Origin of the sequence: Pseudoalteromonas sp. SG44-5 (assembly GCF_014164175.1) — a bacterium.
Classification (GTDB): Bacteria; Pseudomonadota; Gammaproteobacteria; order Enterobacterales; family Alteromonadaceae; genus Pseudoalteromonas; species Pseudoalteromonas nigrifaciens.
The window spans coordinates 67546-85861 of sequence record NZ_JACJES010000002.1 but is presented as its reverse complement, the minus strand read 5'-3'; the positions used below and the strand labels follow the sequence as shown (position 1 = coordinate 85861).

Below are 18316 nucleotides of genomic sequence, written 5' to 3'. Positions count from 1 at the left end.
TAGGGCCAATTTATAAATGGAGTAATAAATGGCGTTTGAGCAATGGGCAGCCTTGCCTTGGGTGAAATCTCAAAAAGATAAAATTCAATGGGGGCAACTTAGCGGCAGTGGTTTAAGCATTGCTATTGCTGAGGGTGTAAAACAACAAGACAATTTAGTGTTAATTGTAACCCCAGACACGCCAAGCGCCCTGCGCCTTGAAACCGAGCTAGAATATTTATTGCCCGACAACCCGGTAATGATATTTCCTGACTGGGAAACCCTACCTTACGACCATTTTTCTCCTCATCAAGATATTATTTCTGCCCGTTTAGCCACTTTAAATACGCTCAAAAACGAGCAACAAAGTGTTTTAATTGTCCCTGTTTCTACCTTAATGCTGCGCACCGCCCCGGCTTCGTTTATTTATGGGTCCACAATTAACTTTAAGGTGGGTGATAAGCTCGATACTCATAATTTCAGAAATAATTTAGAACAAGCGGGTTATTTAAACGTACAGCAAGTAATGGAGCACGGCGAGTACGCCATTCGCGGCTCTATTGTCGACTTATACCCTATGGGCAGCCCGCATCCTTTTAGACTCGACTTTTTTGACGACGAGCTCGACAGCATTCGTTTATTTGATGTTGAAACCCAGCGCTCAGATGAAAAAGTAGATAAAATTGAACTGCTCCCGGCACACGAATTTCCCACTAACGAAGCCGACATTGAACGCTTTAGAATAGCGTACCGTGAGAAGTTTGGTGCCAGCGCGCAGCAAGATTCTGTTTACATGCAAGTGAGTAAAGGTAATTGGCCCGCCGGTATAGAATATTATATGCCACTGTTTTTCGAGCAACTGGCCACTATTTTTGATTACCTACCTGAAACCACAACGGTAATGCAGCTCGGTGATTTAGAACATGCCGCCGATAATTTTTGGCATGACGTAAACGTGCGCTATGAAAACCGCCGCGTAGACCCACTGCGTCCATTATTAGAGCCAAGCGCGCTGTATCAACCCATTAATGAATTGTTTGCTAATTTAGGGAATTATGCGCGTATTCGCTTATCTCAAGCAAAACTAGGTACAAAAGCAGGCAATAAAAATTTAACTGTTAGTGAATTACCTGTTATTCGCATTGATCATAAACAAAGCGAACCTTACGGTGCGTTTATAAACTATGTAGCGGCGCAAAAAAAGCACAAAGGCCGTATTTTACTAAGCGTAGAGTCGGATGGCCGGCGCGAGTCATTACTGGGAGTATTAAAACCTAGCGGCTTAAAGTTTAAAGAATTTACTAGTTTTGAGCAGTTTACAAAAAGCCAAAGCGATGTTGGCCTAATTGTTAGCCCACTGGAGCAAAGTGTTGTATTAGGTACTAAACCTAGTTTATCTATTATCACCGAACAAGAATTGCTTGGCATAAAAGTATCGCAGCGCCGTCGCCGTAAGCATAAATACCAAGCCAGCCAAGATGCACTAATTCGTAACTTAGCCGAACTTAAAGAAGGCCAACCTATTGTACATCTTGATCACGGCGTTGGTCGCTATCAAGGTTTGCAAACCATAGATGCCGCAGGCATTATCACTGAATTTGTTACCATTACTTACGCCAGTGAAGCAAAATTGTATGTACCGGTTTCGGCGCTGCATATGCTAAGTCGTTATTCGGGCGGCGAAGAAGCCAGTGCACCACTGCATAAACTTGGCTCAGATGCATGGGACAAAGCTAAAAAACGTGCTGCTGAAAAAGTGCGCGATGTAGCCGCCGAGTTACTTGATATTTACGCTCAGCGCCAAGCTAAACCAGGGAATAAATTTACCCTCGATGCCCCAGCTTATCGCCAATTTAGCGACAGCTTCCCGTTTGAAGAAACCGACGATCAACGCAATGCCATTGAAGCCGTATTAGGCGATATGCAATCAAAACAAGCCATGGACCGTTTAGTGTGTGGCGATGTAGGCTTTGGTAAAACCGAAGTCGCCATGCGCGCCGCATTTGTAGCTGTTAACGATAACAAACAAGTAGCTATTTTGGTGCCTACAACATTACTTGCCCAACAACACTTTGAAAACTTTAAAGACCGTTTTGCCGACTTTCCTATTGAGGTAGGTGTATTGTCGCGTTTTAACTCACCTAAAGAGCAAAAAGACACGCTTGAAAAAATGGCCAACGGCAAGCTCGATATTGTCATTGGTACTCATAAGCTGATCCAGGCTGATATTATATTTAACGATTTAGGCTTATTAATTGTTGATGAAGAACATCGCTTTGGGGTGCGCCAAAAGGAGAAGATTAAAGCGCTACGCGCCGATGTCGACATACTCACTTTAACTGCAACGCCTATCCCGCGTACCTTAAATATGGCCATGAGCGGTATGCGCGACTTATCTATTATTGCCACTCCACCTGCAAAGCGTTTAGCAGTAAAAACCTTTGTGCGCCAACGCGATGTAGAATTAATACGTGAAGCGGTACTTAGAGAAATTAAACGCGGTGGCCAAGTTTACTTTTTACATAATAACGTAGAGACAATTGAGCGCGTAGCACAAGAAATAAGTGAATGGGTGCCCGAGGCAAGCGTAACCAGTGCACATGGGCAAATGCGCGAGCAAGAGCTTGAGCAAATAATGGCTGACTTTTACCACCAAAAATACAACGTATTAGTGTGCACCACTATAATAGAAACCGGTATTGACATACCAACTGCTAACACCATAATTATGGATAGAGCCGACAAACTAGGTTTAGCGCAGTTACACCAATTACGTGGACGTGTTGGTCGCAGCCATCATCAAGCTTATGCCTACTTATTAACAGGCGATCCTAAAGCTCTTTCTAAAGATGCAAGCAAACGCTTACAAGCAATAGAGTCATTAGAAGACTTAGGCGCAGGTTTTGCACTAGCAACCCACGATTTAGAAATTCGTGGTGCGGGTGAACTTTTAGGTGATGATCAATCAGGACAAATGCAAACCATTGGCTTTAGCTTATACATGGAAATGCTTGAACAAGCAGTAAAAGCATTGCGAGAAGGCAAAGAGCCCACCCTTGAAAACCTCTTGCAAAAACAAACTGAGGTAGACTTAAAGCTACCGGCTTTATTACCCGATGATTATATTTACGATGTGAACGCACGTTTAGGTATGTACAAGCGCGTTGCTAGTTGTGCTAATGTTGCCGATATGGACGAATTGCAGGTAGAATTAATCGACCGCTTTGGCTTATTACCCGACGCGGCTAAAAACCTCTTTAGCCTGCAGCAATTAAAAATGCGAGCAAGTGATTTAGGTATAACAAAAATTGAGGCAAACCCGAAAGGTGGTTACTTTGAATTTAGCCAAAACACTAAGGTTAATCCTAGCTTCATCATAGGCTTGATACAAAGTGCACCGCGCGTGTACAAAATGGATGGCGCAAATAAACTGCGCTTTGTTATTAGCGAGGCAAATGCCCGCGAACGCTTGAAAATGGTCACTGCAATGCTTGCAGATTTCGAAAAAAAGGTTAGCCATTAATGTTGCTAAAAAAATCGCTTATTATTTTATGCTGCTTATTTAGCAGCACCGCAATTGCTGAGCGCTGGTTTGAAGTAGAAGTGCTGGTATTTAAACAACGCCCTGCTCCGTACTTACAAGAAGACTTTAGCCTTAAAAAACCAGCTATTGAAGATAAAAACACACTTGATTTACTCACCCCACTTTACACTGAGCAAGCTATGCAAGCGTGTATTGATGGCGATACACGCTTTGAAAAACGCTCTTTTACAGATTCTTTAGTTAACTCAAAACAGCAATCTGGGGTGTGTGATAACAGTATTGATTATTTAAAAAGTTATGATCAGCTACCGGTAACACCGCTTGTAGCTGCACAAGATACAATGCAGCAAACATACCTTTTAGCACCAACACAACTGCAATTTAACAGCCAACGCCAAGCCCTAGAGCGCAAAGGGTTAACGCCACTATTACATACTGGCTGGCGTTTTGAAGGGGCAAGTAAGTCGCGTGCACCTAGCATGCATTTAATCGCTGGTGAGCATATTAAAAGTGCAGAGCCTAGCGCCCCAAGTTATGCAAACCCAGACTTTATTAGTTTGGTTAACTCGCAAGATTCCTTTTTTAATGCTCCTAAAGAACCCACTATGAAGTGGGAACTCGACGGTTTATTTAAAATACATTTACGCCATTATTTATACATAACCGCTAATTTCGATATTAGCCAAAAGCACGATAGTGGTGAAATAGAAGCCGCTCGTTTTTCACAATTTAGACGAGTAATAAGTGAAGAAATACACTATTTTGATCACCCTAGAATGGGGATGATCGTCCAAATTAGAAAATTCAAACATTAATATGATGTTATTTAACACATAGGAAATAACAATGAAAAAACTCCTGATTATTGCAGCAACGCTAAGCCTAGCAGCGTGTTCTAAAGTAAGTGTTGAGAACTACGAAAAAATAAAAATTGGTATGGATAAATCAGAAGTCGAAGTTTTTTTAGGAAACGCTGATAACTGCGTAGAAAAAACACTGCATACCAACTGCGTTTGGGGTGACGATGCGAAAAATATCGAAATTATACTCGTATCAAACAAGGTAACTTTATTTACCAAAAAAGGGTTAGCGAACAACTAACGCTAACCCTTTAGAGGAATAACATGGGATGTAACCGGTTACAGCCTTTGTTATTCCTGCTTAGTACCGTCATCAGAGTAAATAAGTTCAATATTAACTATTTTACTGCGGTTCATGGTTATTTTATAACGCTGATACAGCTTTTTATCTCGCTCGGTTAGCACTAATACCATATTTAATTGATAACGCCGCTCTACAGCCTGCTTAGAAACCTTATTACTCTCAAGATGATATAACTTACCCTCACCTTTTTTAAGATAGCGAGAAAACGGCGCAAGGCTAAACTGCAGTGTTTGATGCAAACTATCGTAACCTGGTAAAAACTCTCGGGCATTTACACGTGTTTCGCTTGCAAAGTGTAACCACTGTGCAGCGAGCTTATTTTGTTGCCGGCGTTTGGAGAAAATAGCACGGACTTCTTTTGGAATATTTTTAAAGCGCGTATATTCTAACCAAATAAGCTGGCTCGCAACTTTGTCTTTGGTCACGCTATTTTTAAAAACAAACCGCCACTTAGGCCGCCCACGTACAATAGCGCGCCAAATAATTCGGGTTATATCTTCTTTAAATATTTCGCGAAGGCCATAAATAAGCCCCAATATTAAGATTAATGTTGCTGTAACTTCTGTAAAAGTTGCGCGTGCGTTGAGTATAACTATCATCACTAACGCCATAATTACAGCGGTTACCGAGCCCTTAACTAAACGTTTTAAATAACTATTAAGGTAGCGAGTTTGGCGGTTTAAAATTACACCATGTTCAATTAAACGCTGCAATAACCGCATTTTATTAGTAATGCGGTTTGCATCTTTAAGGGTTGATTCTGAATTATATTGTTGCTCTTCGCGATAACTGTTTTCTGACTTACAAAAATTAACTAAGTCGTTGCGCTCTTTTGCATAGTCACTACTGCGCGGTCCTTCATCGAGCAGTTTTAAAAACGACTGCTCTATTTGCCAACTAAGGTAGTTATCGGCATTGGTGTAAAATGAAATTAGCTTTTCATCTTCAGGGGTATAACGTCTTAGTTTTCTTAATAAGCTTTGGCTTTGCTCGCACAGCTCACCCGCCCGTTGATAAAATTCATCAGGGTCTTCTATTTTGAGGGTTTCTTTAATATCTGCATCAATAGCCAAGCGCACCTGATAACAATACAAATTGAGGTTTTGTCGGTAATCTCGCTGCTCACCTTTGTTTTTACTTACAAAACGGCTTCGCACTAGCGGTAGGTGAATATTATTGGCGTTATAAGCTAAATAAGATTTAAATTGATTATTAAAATAGGATTCTTCACTAAGGGTTTGTGCATTCACGCCCATTTCGTTGGGGATCGAAAAGTATAAATCAAGGCGTTGCTCTGAGCGTTGGCCCAGCTGCGGTTCAATAATAAAAGATAAATTCTCATCTTGCTTTAACAATTAAATCTCCTTGTAATATAGCTCCTTAGTGTACTTGCCTGAAGTATTTTGTTCAATAAAAAAGGCCTAGTAAAAACTAGGCCTTAAAATATTTATGGTACTGTATTTAATTAGTACTTAATATTGATTCCAGCAAAGAAACGACGACCTAATACGTCATAGGTATACGGGTCAGTGTTTGAATCATTGTTGCCTGTGTAATAAGGTGCTTGCTTGTCAAACAAGTTATTAACACCTGCAGATAAAGAAACAGTATCATTTATTACATATGAACCACTTAAGTCATGGTAAACAACAGTACCAACGCTCGGCACTAAACACTCACTGTCAGCAGCAAGACATGAATAGCTATCAAGGCCATCGATTAAACGAGCTTGATATTGTGTATCCCAATTATCACCTGAAACATTTAGTGTGAAGTTTGACTTAACTTTTGCATAGCTACCGCTACTAGACGTTACAAGGCCAGTATAATCAATCGTGCTAGTACCTGAATCAACTATATATTCGTCTAAAATGGTTACATCTAGACCAGTGCGCCAATTAAGACCTGCAGCTTCGAATGCATACTTAAAGTTTACATCGTAACCTTTTGTTGTTTCAGCGCCAATATTTTGTAACTGATTATTAAAGCTAATACGACCTGTACTTTGGTTAAATTTAACACCTGCAGACTGACAGAGTGCTGTATTTTCATTAATATTGTTACCTGATGCTGAATCAAGACAGCTATTCACAATATATTGATTATTAACACTTGAGATTGCATTTTCAATTTCAATTTCGTAGTAATCAACTGTCATTGAAAAACCTTCAAACCAAGATGGTGCATACACAAAACCAGCCGTCACGGTATCAGCAAGCTCGGGGCTTAAATTATCATTACCACCTACGGTTACTTCAGCTTGATCCTGCGCTCCTGGGAACTCGACTCGTTCAAATGAAGGTGATTTACCTTGGTATAGCTCTGAAACTGTTGGAGCACGAAAAGCAGTTGAACGAACAGCACGAAGCATTAGCTCATCATTTACACGCCATGTTAAACCAAGTTTCCATGTTTCATCTGAACCAAAAGTACTATAATCAAATGCACGCACAGCAGCACTCAAATCAATGCTATCAGCAAACACTGTATCTGCAACTAGCGGTACTGCAAACTCAACATACGCTTCGTTAACTGCAAAACGACCGCCCGTTGGCTCTACACGTGGATCATTAGCTAGGCCTTGTGATGTTAATGAGTCAGGTATATACCATGCTTTTTCTTCACGACGCTCAATACCAGCAGCAAAACCTACATAGCCAGCTGGTAGTTCAACCACTTCGCCGTTTAAGCCTGCAGATAAAACAAGTAATTGGCTTCCGCCTGAGTTATTTTCCGTGTAGTTATATTCAGCTAAATTACCTGCACTCCAATCACTTTGATCTAAAGGATTGAAGTTACCCGTACCTATATCTTTTTGAATAGAACCCATATTTAATAAATTTGTGGCGCGATCTACAGCATCATTACGACCAAATACTACAGATGTATCCCAGCCCCAACCATTATCAAATGCACCATCAAGGCCAATAACTGCGCGTACTGTATCAACTACTTGTTCATAGCCACGAGGACCAATATCAGTCATACGGCGACCGTATGAAATAGCTTCCCCGTCAGTAACACCGTGTGATATTAGTGAATCACCCATTGCAGCTTGGTCATAATTAAAGTCAAACCATACTGGTTGTGGTGCCATTTGTTGAGTAGACCAACGTTTAGAGTATGTAAACTCTGTGAATAAACGCGTCTCATCAGTTAATTCAAAATGACCAATACCTGTAAGGTTTAAACGACGCATTGGTGTATATAAGTAACTATCCGGTGCAAAGTTATAAGCATCATTTTCTGCTACATAATCATGCCACTGACCATCTGCTTGACCTTGTAGATCAGCAGTTGTACCCCATACTCGACCGTTCGGACTGTATGGAGAACCTCCACAATAAAAACTCTTATCTGCAAAGTTTTCTTCAATTGGACAATTTGAGAAGTCACGGTCTGCTTGATTTGCATCACCACGGTCTGTGTACTGTAAGCCTATAACAACATTACCGCGATCAAAACTTGACCCCATTGTGATATCAAATGAAGTTTCATCAGCATCGCCTTCGCCAGTGATAGCACCGCTAAGGTTCATATCAAGGCCTTCAAAATCATCTTTTAATATGATGTTTACTACACCAGCTACTGCATCTGTTCCATAAACTGCTGAAGCACCATCTTTTAACACTTCAACTTGTTTAATCATAGATACTGGAATGGTATTCAAATCAACTGTAGATGCAGCACCTGTGCCTGAGTTAATCATGCGTCGGCCATTTACTAGTACTAAAGTACGCTGTGCGCCTAAACCACGAAGATCAACTCGTGCATTACCACCTGAACCATTATTAACTGCAGGATTGGTCATAGCGCCACTTGCAGCAGTCATTTTTTGTAAAACGCTATCAATACTCGTTGCGCCCATCGCTTTGATGTCATCTGCACCAATAAGAGTAACAGGACTAGACGTTTCCATGTCGGTACGCTTAATACGAGAACCCGTTACTTGAATTTTTTCAATTGACTTTGCCGCTTCGTCAGCCGCTAAAACTTGCACACTTGAGAACATTGGAATAGCAGCGATAACCGCTAAGCCAAGAGTTGATTTTTTCATGGATGAACCCTACTTGTTGAAAATTTACCTAAATGGTAATGCTCACTTTTATAAGAATTGTGAGTCAGAAAACAGCAACTTAGGCGTGATTAACTGAACAAAAACTTAACGAAAGACTAATTAAAAACCAACCGAAAAACACAACACCCAAAAAAGGTACAAAAGTTACACTATGTTTCCTTGTTAATTAATAAATACACTTCAAAATCAATACACTAAATGCATTGCGCTACATTAAAAGCACAGGTGAAATCAAACTAATGGACTTTGTAATTAAATGTAATTAACTCAACAATGTACCTTTAACCGGTAATTTAACAAGTTAATCACAGTAGGTTATTAAAACCGTAAAACTAGATGTTAATTGATAACTATATTTATGCGCTTTGAGTAATTAATTAGTCTGTTTTAACGCATATATAGCTTTTAAAGGAGAGATTTTTTATTCAGCCAAGATTAAACAAGTAAATTATTCACCAATTTAATGAAGCAATGATTGCCTCAAACCTAGTAGTACACTTAATTAACCAAATACCATTGATGCATTTTTAGAAATTAAAAAGAGAAAGTAAAAATTACAAAAGGCAGGAGTGCTAAGTGCTAGCTAAAATGATGTGAGTGTACGAAGTATTCTTATTGTAGGCTTAATCTTCTTGCGCTAAAGCTAACCCTCTGTGGATTTAGCTTTTCTGCGCCAAGAAATAAAAAGTAACGCTTAACTTAAAGAGAGTAAGCACAACTAAACTGATCTCAACCAGAATGCTTATCTCCCTGCTGCAAATTAAGCGAGCTACTTAATAAGCAATATAAGCAATGGCATGTTTAGTAAGTAACGTAAAAATAATAATATACCGAGTTGCTTTGCTGTGTTACCTCATCGGTTACGTTAAGGATTAATTTCCACAGCATATTTTTTTCAGCGCAAATACCTACCATAGTTTCACTTTGCCAAGTGTTGCCATGGCGCTTAAATTGCTGAGGAATATACCCCATATACATAGTTACGCCTTCAAGTTTTGCATTCGTAATAACATGCCCTTTAGGTAACTCGGCAAATATGGAGAATGGTGTTTCAGGGGATAAATCACCATCGCTAAGCCACACTTTAACGCCATTTGGAAAAGTACAGGCTAAACCGGCTTCGCAAGCAAGGTTTTTTAATTGTTGTGTATCGCTGGTTTTTGAATAATCACACGCAACTAAAAAAATTAGTAAAAAAAACAAACATACTCTATATATATACATGTGGCAGGTACTCACAATCCAAAAAATAATGGCTGGCACTAATTTAATAGTCACAAGGTCAAATCACACTTTTATTACAAATAACGTACAATTCACCTCAAAAAGTAAACAGCAAGCTAGTAAAGTTTGATTGATGTCATAATATTATGTAATTGACCTATCTTTTTTAAGCCAAAAATTTTATCATTTCAACCGCAAAAAAATAAGGGTTTCTCGAGTCTGTTTTCTAAAATAATCGTATTTTTAATGTTTTAGATGGCAAGCTTGTGAAGTAATAGTAGGCCCCACTTTTTTTAGGTGGGTAATTCATTTCTAAACGCATTTATTGCAGCGGAAGCCAGAAAATGAGCCAGACAGTAGCATCACACACTGAGTACAACTATAAAGTTGTACGCCAATTCGCTATTATGACAGTGATTTGGGGCATCGTTGGCATGAGTATTGGGGTTCTGATTGCTGCCCAACTAGCTTGGCCAGCACTTAACTTTGATACACCATGGTTAACATACTCTCGACTTCGTCCGTTACACACGAACGCAGTTATTTTCGCATTTGGTACAAGTGCACTTTTTGCGACGTCTTATTACGTCGTTCAACGTACCTGTCAAACGCGCCTTCTTTCAGATAAATTAGCAGCTTTTACCTTTTGGGGTTGGCAGCTTGTTATTGTGCTTGCTGTTATTACACTACCTTTGGGTATTACAAGTTCTAAAGAATATGCAGAACTTGAGTGGCCAATTGATATTTTAATAGCCGTTGTATGGGTAACTTATGCCGTAGTATTTATGGGCACAATCGCAAAGCGTAAAGTGTCTCATATATATGTAGCTAACTGGTTCTATGCTGGCTTTATCATTACGGTTGCTGTACTTCATATTGTAAACAGTATGGCTGTACCTGTGTCGTTAACTAAATCGTATTCCATTTATGCTGGTGCAGTTGATGCAATGGTACAGTGGTGGTACGGACACAATGCCGTTGGCTTTTTATTAACAGCTGGCTTTTTAGGTATGATGTATTACTTTGTACCAAAACAAGCAGGCCGTCCGGTTTACTCTTACCGCTTATCTGTGGTTCACTTTTGGGCGCTTATTTCGCTTTATATTTGGGCAGGCCCTCATCACCTTCACTACACTGCGCTTCCTGATTGGACGCAAAGTTTAGGTATGGTTATGTCTATTATCCTATTCGTTCCATCTTGGGGTGGCATGATTAACGGTATTATGACGTTGTCTGGTGCATGGCATAAGCTTCGTACTGACCCTGTTTTACGTTTCTTAGTTGTTTCATTATCTTTTTACGGTATGTCTACGTTTGAAGGTCCAATGATGGCAATTAAATCTGTAAACGCGCTTTCTCATTACACCGACTGGACTGTAGGACACGTTCACTCAGGTGCATTAGGTTGGGTTGCAATGATATCTATCGGCGCTATTTACCACTTAATCCCTGCGCTATTCTCGCAAGGTCGTATGTACAGCGTTAAATTAATTAACACACATTTTTGGTTACACACTGTTGGTGTTGTTTTATACATAGTAGCAATGTGGATCTCAGGTGTAATGCAAGGTCTAATGTGGCGTGCAGTTAACTCTGATGGCACATTAATGTATAGCTTTGTACAGTCTTTAGAGGCGTCTCATCCTTTCTATGTTATACGCTTTATTGGTGGTGTGTTCATCGTAGTAGGTATGCTAGTTATGGCTTATAACGTTTATCGTACAGTGGCAGCGAAGAACGATTCGCTGCAATTAGACGAACAAGCACAATTAGCATAACGGAGTGAGATAATGAGCAATAAAAATTCACAAAACAAACACGAAATAGTCGAAAAAAACATTGGCCTTATGGCTATCTTGACCGTTTTCGCAATTAGCTTTGGTGCATTAGTTGAAATTACTCCGCTAATGTTTCAAGACGATACAACTAAACCAGTTGACGGACTACGTCCGTTAACGGCACTTGAAATGGAAGGCCGAGATCTATATGTACGTGAGGGTTGTTCTAACTGTCACTCACAAATGATCCGCCCTTTTCGTGACGAAGTTGAGCGTTATGGCCACTATTCGGTTGCTGGTGAATCTGTTTGGGATCACCCTTTCCTTTGGGGTTCTAAACGTACTGGTCCTGACTTAGCTCGTGTAGGCAAACGTTATTCGGATGACTGGCATTATGCTCACTTAGTTGACCCACGTGCTGTGGTTCCTGAGTCGAACATGCCAGGCTTTCCTTGGTTAGCAGAGAATACGCTTGATACAAGCTTGACTTTGAATAAACTTAAAATTTTCCGTGACACATTTGGAATCGATAGCCGTACCGACCGTTACGATGGTTTAGGTTACGGTAGTGATGAAGAATTAATCGCTGATGTTGCCAAAGTTGATGCAATGAATGACGGTAAAGGTGCAACAGAAATGCAAGCCCTTATCGCTTATTTGCAACAGCTTGGCACCCACTTGAAGTAACTAATTATGGATTATGGGACATACAGAGGCATTTTAACTCTGGTAATTTTAGTACTATTTATTGTGATTGTTGCTTGGGCATACAGCAAACGTAGTAAAACACGTTTTAAAGACGCTGCTAATGTTATTTTCGAAGATGAAAAAAAACACAACAATACGCTCTCTAACGAGGAAAAGGGGTCTGAGAAATGACTAGCTTTTGGAGTATTTGGGTTATTGTATTAACCCTATCATGTTTGTTCATTTTGTTTGGTTTACTCGTGTGGAATTTAAAAAACTACGCTGGTGTACCTGAAGGTGAAAGCTGCGGACATGTATATGATGGAATTGAAGAGCTAAATAATCCACTACCAAAGTGGTGGACTTACATGTTCTTTGCAACATTTATTTGGTCTGTTTATTACTTAGCAGCTTACCCAGGTTTAGGTAACTGGGAAGGGTTAGGTAAGTGGACTAGTTCTAACCAAGGTATTACATCTTTGGCTGAGTCTAAAGAAGCAGTAGAACTTGCTAAAGAAGAAGGTCGCTTTGTAAAACTAGACGCTGAGTACCGCGTTGCAGATGCACGTTTTGGTCCTATTTTTAATGAACTAGCACAAATACCTGTAGTAAAATTGGTTGAGTCTAAATTTGAAGGTGACGCAGCACAGCAAGTTGCACTTGAAAATGGTGAAAAACATGCCGAGACACAAGGTCAGCTAGCAATTGAAATTGGCCAACGTCTTTTTGCACAAAACTGTTCTCAGTGTCATGGCTCTGACGCACGTGGTGGTACTGGCTTTCCTAACCTAACTGATAATGATTGGTTATATGGCGGCACACCCGATAAAATTAAAGAAACATTACTTTACGGGCGTATAGCAGCAATGCCACCTTGGGGTGCTGCATTAGGTGAGCAAGGCGTTAAAGAAATGACCGCTCATGTACTTAGCCTTTCAGGTCGTACTGTAAACCAAAAAGACGCTGCTGCCGGCGAAGCTAAGTGGGCTATGTGTGCTGCATGTCATGGTGCTGACGGTAAAGGCTCTGTTGCACACAACTTACCCTTTGGTGCACCTAACCTAACCGACAACGTTTGGTTATATGGTGGTTCTCAACGTGCTGTTGAAGAAACACTTAACCATGGTCGTGCCGGTGTAATGCCAGCGTGGAAAGATATTTTAGGTGAAGATAAAATACACCTACTAACGGCTTACGTTTACAGCTTATCTCAAGCTAAATAGTTACACCGTTAACGAATATTTAATCTTTTAAATTCAATAGATTAATCCAGATCAAAAAAGCCTCCACTCGGAGGCTTTTTTTTAGTCTTTTACAAATATTTATTATAGTATAGCCGCATCTTCATTTTATTTTAGAGTAACTATGCAACCTACTCCGTGGTATAAAAATTTTTGGCCTTGGTTTTTAATCTTTTTTCCCTCTGCTGCAATTATTGGCTGCATTAGCTTATTCTTTACCGCCATAGGCAATGGCCCTGATATGGTGGTAGATGACTACTATAAAAAAGGCAAAGCAATTAACTTAGAGCTTACTAAGTTTGATAAGGCAAAAGCTTTATACTTACATGGCGAGCTGAATGTTACCAGTGAGCGCGTTGGTTTTAAATTTACCAAAGGCGATACGAGCAACATACATGCATTAAAACTGTCGTTTTATCATCGTACAATTAAAGCGCATGACTTTGAAGCCACGCTAACGCCTAATGCTAATCAAGAATTTACCGCATTACTTGACGGGTTTACCGACGGTGCTTATTCAGTATTTATTGAGCCTATTGATGGTAGCTGGAAGTTAAAAGAAAACATTACCTTACCAACCACCCTTGCTGTTTTAGTTACGCCTAATTATAAGTAGTATTTAGTATGTCTATAAATTGCTTTCATTGCCTTGAAAGTGTACCTAACGGGTTTAGCGCACACGTAGTAATTGATAATAAATCTCAGCCAATGTGTTGCATTGGCTGCCAAGCCGTTGCGCAAAACATTATTGATCAAGGTATGACCGACTATTATAAATATCGTACCGTTCAAGCTGGTAAAGTAGAGCAGTTAGTACCAGAGCAACTCGCCTTTATTAAAAGCTACGACAATGAAGATATTCAAGACGAATTTATAACGACCAATGACAACTTCTCAGAAGTATTGCTCAGCGTAGAAGGTATAACCTGCGCAGCTTGTGCATGGCTTATAGAAAAGCAATTACTCAGTTTAAAAACAGTAAAGCGTGTTGATGTTAATACCTCAACTAACCGCGCTATGGTGCAATGGGATAAAACCGCCACCCCATTGAGCGAAATTATTACTAGCCTTGCTAAAATTGGCTATAAAGCCTATCCGTTTCAGTCCGACTTAGAAGCACAGCAAAAACAGCAAACCGCAAAAGCCTATATTCGCCGCTTAGGTGTAGCCGGTTTAATGACCATGCAAGTGATGATGTTTGCCTTTGCTATGTACTTTGGCATGTTCTCCGGTATGGACAGTAATTTTGAGGAATACTTTAGGTGGATCAGCCTCGTTTTAGCTTCTCCGGTTATTTTATATAGCGCACTGCCCTTTTTAAGTAATGCCATTAATGGTTTAAAAGCAAAACAGCTTAATATGGACTTACCCGTCTCGCTGGCTATTTTTGGTGCTTACGGCGCAAGTTCTTACGCCACAATTATGAATGTTGGCGAGGTGTACTTTGAATCGGTATGTATGTTCACCTTTTTATTATTATTAGGTAAATATCTAGAATTTAGAGCACGATTAAAAGCCAGTGAATTTACAGCTAACTTACAAAAGTTATTGCCACTAACCGCCCGTACTCTCGATGCAAATGGGCAAGAACATATTATTGCCGCTAAAAAGCTTAAATTAAACGATATTATTCTAATTAAAGCCGGCGAAACCATTCCTGCCGATGGAATTTTAATTAAAGGTAAAACCAGCGTTGATGAATCAATGATGACCGGAGAGCACCTGCCGGTTAATAAGTTTATTAATCACAGTGTTTACGCCGGCACAGTCAATCATGACGGTATTATTGAAATAAAAATCAATAAAATAGGTCAAAGCACGCTGCTAAATCAAATAATTCGCCTACAACACAATGCACTTAGCAAACGCCCTAAACTAGTAGAAATTACAGATAAAGTTGCCCAATGGTTTGTAGCCGTGTTACTTATATTTGCATCGATAACGGCATTTGGCTGGTATCAAATTGCCCCTGAGCAAGCATTTTGGATCACTATTTCTGTACTCGTGGCTACTTGTCCTTGCGCGCTAAGTTTAGCTATTCCAACCGCATTAACCTGTTCGGTAGCCAACCTTACTCGTAAAGGTATTTTAATAAAACAAGCGCATGTGCTCGAAACTTTATCTAAAATCACTTTATTCGCATTTGATAAAACCGGCACGCTAACCCAAGGACGCTTTAGCTTAGATGCGGTCGATATACTCAGTGAAGAGTACACTAAAAACCAAGTACTTGAGATTGCAGCCCAACTAGAGAGCTATTCAGAGCATCCAATTGCCCGTGCGTTTAGCCAATATAAAGTACCAGGGCATAAACTTAACGACATTCAATTACATCCAGGCAAAGGGATCAGTGCACAGTATAACGACACCCATTATGCTATTGGTAAAAGCGGCTGGTTTAATAGTAAAAAAACTAACGCGCAAGCAACTTTGTATATTAATCAGCAACCTATTGCCCGTTTTTACTTTGTCGATAAAATAAAAGATGATGCGAGTACGTTAATTAACGCTCTACACACACATAAGTTAACGTGTCATATGCTTACTGGCGATGCGTCTGATGCGGGGCAACGTATAGCTAAAAAACTTAAATTACACAGCGTGCAATCGGGCTGTAGCCCTAAAGACAAACAAACAGCGGTTGAGCAATGGTCAACACAAGGTGAAGTGGTTGCCATGGTAGGTGATGGGGTAAACGACAGCCCAGTATTTGCCAGCGCGCACTTATCAATCGCCATGGAAACTGGGGCCGATATTTCAAAAAATAGCGCTGATGTGGTTTTGCTCAATAGCGATTTAGCCTCAATCGAGCACCTATTAATAGTTGCCAAAAAAACTAGGCGTATTATTAAACAAAACTTAACTTTGTCTTTATTGTATAATGGCTCAATATTACCGTTAGCTGCAATGGGGCTGGTAGCGCCTTGGATGGCTGTTATTGGTATGTCGACCAGCTCAATTATTGTGATATGCAACTCATTAAGGCTGTTAAAGTTATGAGCATAATTTACATTTTAGTTCCTATCGCTATTTTATTTGTACTAATAGCTATAGGAGTATTTTTTTGGGCAGTAAAAGGCGAGCAATTTTCTGATTTAAATAAACAAGGCCATAGTATCTTGTTTGAAGATGACAAAGAGCTGCATAACAAAAGTAATGATTGACCCTATTTTTGTCAGTGCTTTTTTTATGGGCCTAATTGGCAGCGGCCATTGCATTGCAATGTGTGGTGGCATAGCCAGCTCATTGCAATTAGCCAGTAATAAACGCCAAACCCTCATTTACTCTTTTGCTTATAATATAGGCCGAGCGCTAAGTTACATGCTTGCAGGCGCATTAGTGGCAGGCATTAGCAGTAAATTTGCCACGCAAAACTCTGTTTTTGCATTATCACTGTCTTTTATAGCAGGCATTTTTATGTTGTTGGTAGGGGTATATATAATGCGCTTAGCAGCTACCTTACAATGGCTCGAAAAAGTAGGTAAAACCTTAGTTTGGCAACACCTAGTTAAATTTAATAAATATTTAATGCCGATTAACTCGCCATTTAAAGCACTTGGATACGGCGCTTTATGGGGCTGGTTACCCTGTGGTTTAGTTTATTCAGCACTTACTTGGGCCATGACCAGCGCAAATGCGCTTGATGGTGCATTAGTAATGCTGTGTTTTGCACTAGGTACATTTCCCGCGATGATCACAATAGGCGTTAGTGCAAAAAAACTGAGCACCCTATTTAATCACCCTTGGACGCGAATAATATTAGGCAGCGTAATAATTTGGTATGGTATTTATTTACTGATCATTGCAACAGATAAGCTTGTGCATTAACATTGATCATATTGTGGCTTGAATTTTAACGGATTGAATTTATGGATTTTTCTCAAGGTCGTGCTAAAAGTAATTGTGCTATTAGCTGTAATAACTGCAGTATCAGCCAGTTATGTTTACCCTTCTCTCTTAATGGTCAAGAAATGGATAAGCTTGACGAAATAATCGAGCGCAAAAAACCATTACACAAAGGCGACTTTTTGTTTGAGTCGGGCGCGCCATTAAACGCTATTTATGCTGTGCGTTCGGGTTCGTTTAAATCTTATACTTTATCTGAGCAAGGCGATGAGCAAATTACAGGTTTTCATTTAGCCGGTGACTTAGTTGGTTTTGATGCAATAAGTAAAATGATGCACCAAAGTTTTTCACAAGCGTTAGAAACATCTATGGTATGCGAAATTCCGTTTGATACCCTTGACGAGTTAGCAGGCAGACTCCCGAAGTTACGCCAACAAATAATGCGCTTAATGAGTAGCGAAATTACCTATGATCAAGAAATGCTGTTACTGCTTAACAAAAAATCTGCCGAGCAGCGCTTAGCCAGCTTTATTTTTAACTTATCGGAACGCTTTGGTGAACGTGGTTTTTCTCGTAAAGAATTTCGCTTTACCATGACCCGCGGCGAAATAGGCAATTACCTGGGTTTAACCGTTGAAACGATTAGTCGTTTATTGAGTCGCTTTCAAAAAGCCGATTTAATAAAAGTTGAAGGTAAATTTATTACTATTTTAAATAACGATGCACTAGCCAAAGCAGCGGCAATAGTAAAACCTCGCTAATTAGCGTACTTACA

General features: G+C 39.9%; 15 protein-coding genes. 12 read left to right on the top strand and 3 right to left on the bottom strand.

The features are described from left to right. Nucleotides 1-28: 28 nt before the first annotated feature. The 3 genes from mfd to H5079_RS02770 are packed head-to-tail and all read left to right on the top strand — an operon-like array spanning nucleotide 29 to nucleotide 4624. On the top strand, nucleotides 29-3502 hold the full coding sequence (gene mfd, locus H5079_RS02780) for a transcription-repair coupling factor (protein ID WP_011328511.1): 3474 nt from the start codon (nucleotides 29-31) through the stop codon (nucleotides 3500-3502). Next, nucleotides 3502-4338, top strand: coding sequence for a peptidoglycan binding protein CsiV (locus tag H5079_RS02775; RefSeq protein WP_182683375.1), 837 nt, complete (start codon nucleotides 3502-3504; stop codon nucleotides 4336-4338). The genes mfd and H5079_RS02775 overlap by 1 nt, the downstream gene beginning before the upstream one ends. Nucleotides 4339-4369: 31 nt before the next feature. Beyond that, nucleotides 4370-4624: a DUF3862 domain-containing protein gene (locus tag H5079_RS02770; protein WP_182683374.1), complete on the top strand. Its 255-nt coding sequence runs from the start codon at nucleotides 4370-4372 to the stop codon at nucleotides 4622-4624. Between the two features lie 50 nt (nucleotides 4625-4674). Here H5079_RS02770 and H5079_RS02765 read toward each other — a convergent pair whose 3' ends face one another. The 3 genes from H5079_RS02765 to H5079_RS02755 all read right to left on the bottom strand — a co-directional run bounded on the left by H5079_RS02765 (nucleotide 4675) and on the right by H5079_RS02755 (nucleotide 9989). After that, complete coding sequence (locus tag H5079_RS02765) at nucleotides 4675-6042, bottom strand: hypothetical protein (protein WP_011328514.1); 1368 nt, start codon at nucleotides 6040-6042, stop codon at nucleotides 4675-4677. Nucleotides 6043-6152: 110 nt separating this feature from the next. Beyond that, nucleotides 6153-8744 carry a TonB-dependent siderophore receptor gene (locus H5079_RS02760; RefSeq protein ID WP_182683373.1) on the bottom strand — a complete coding sequence of 864 codons (2592 nt, stop codon included), beginning with the start codon at nucleotides 8742-8744 and terminating at the stop codon, nucleotides 6153-6155. 822 nt (nucleotides 8745-9566) lie between these two features. Next, nucleotides 9567-9989 (bottom strand): hypothetical protein, encoded by a 423-nt coding sequence (locus H5079_RS02755; protein ID WP_182683372.1) that lies wholly within the window; start codon nucleotides 9987-9989, stop codon nucleotides 9567-9569. Nucleotides 9990-10333: 344 nt separating this feature from the next. Here H5079_RS02755 and ccoN point away from each other — a divergent pair, with 344 nt between their 5' ends. From ccoN to H5079_RS02710, 9 genes are all read left to right on the top strand, one after another. Beyond that, nucleotides 10334-11767 carry a cytochrome-c oxidase, cbb3-type subunit I gene (gene ccoN / locus H5079_RS02750; RefSeq protein WP_011328517.1) on the top strand — a complete coding sequence of 478 codons (1434 nt, stop codon included), beginning with the start codon at nucleotides 10334-10336 and terminating at the stop codon, nucleotides 11765-11767. Nucleotides 11768-11779: 12 nt separating this feature from the next. Further along, complete coding sequence (gene ccoO, locus H5079_RS02745; RefSeq protein WP_011328518.1) at nucleotides 11780-12454, top strand: cytochrome-c oxidase, cbb3-type subunit II; 675 nt, start codon at nucleotides 11780-11782, stop codon at nucleotides 12452-12454. Nucleotides 12455-12460: 6 nt separating this feature from the next. Then, a complete protein-coding gene (locus tag H5079_RS02740; protein ID WP_011328519.1) occupies nucleotides 12461-12646 on the top strand; it encodes a cbb3-type cytochrome c oxidase subunit 3 in 186 nt (61 codons plus the stop codon). After that, the gene (locus tag H5079_RS02735) at nucleotides 12643-13677 is read left to right on the top strand and encodes a c-type cytochrome (protein WP_011328520.1); all 1035 of its coding nucleotides are present in this window, start codon (nucleotides 12643-12645) and stop codon (nucleotides 13675-13677) included. The genes H5079_RS02740 and H5079_RS02735 overlap by 4 nt, the downstream gene beginning before the upstream one ends. 142 nt (nucleotides 13678-13819) lie before the next feature. Beyond that, the gene (locus H5079_RS02730; protein WP_011328521.1) at nucleotides 13820-14311 is read left to right on the top strand and encodes a FixH family protein; all 492 of its coding nucleotides are present in this window, start codon (nucleotides 13820-13822) and stop codon (nucleotides 14309-14311) included. An 8-nt stretch (nucleotides 14312-14319) separates the two neighbouring features. After that, a complete protein-coding gene (locus tag H5079_RS02725) occupies nucleotides 14320-16695 on the top strand; it encodes a heavy metal translocating P-type ATPase (RefSeq protein ID WP_011328522.1) in 2376 nt (791 codons plus the stop codon). Continuing rightward, complete coding sequence (gene ccoS / locus H5079_RS02720) at nucleotides 16692-16859, top strand: cbb3-type cytochrome oxidase assembly protein CcoS (RefSeq protein ID WP_182683371.1); 168 nt, start codon at nucleotides 16692-16694, stop codon at nucleotides 16857-16859. Before H5079_RS02725 ends, ccoS begins: the two co-directional genes overlap by 4 nt. Further along, nucleotides 16852-17523, top strand: a complete 672-nt coding sequence (locus H5079_RS02715; RefSeq protein ID WP_041454477.1) for a sulfite exporter TauE/SafE family protein — start codon at nucleotides 16852-16854, stop codon at nucleotides 17521-17523. The genes ccoS and H5079_RS02715 overlap by 8 nt, the downstream gene beginning before the upstream one ends. A 41-nt stretch (nucleotides 17524-17564) precedes the next feature. Beyond that, nucleotides 17565-18302 (top strand): FNR family transcription factor, encoded by a 738-nt coding sequence (locus tag H5079_RS02710; RefSeq protein ID WP_182678313.1) that lies wholly within the window; start codon nucleotides 17565-17567, stop codon nucleotides 18300-18302. Nucleotides 18303-18316 lie beyond the last annotated feature (14 nt).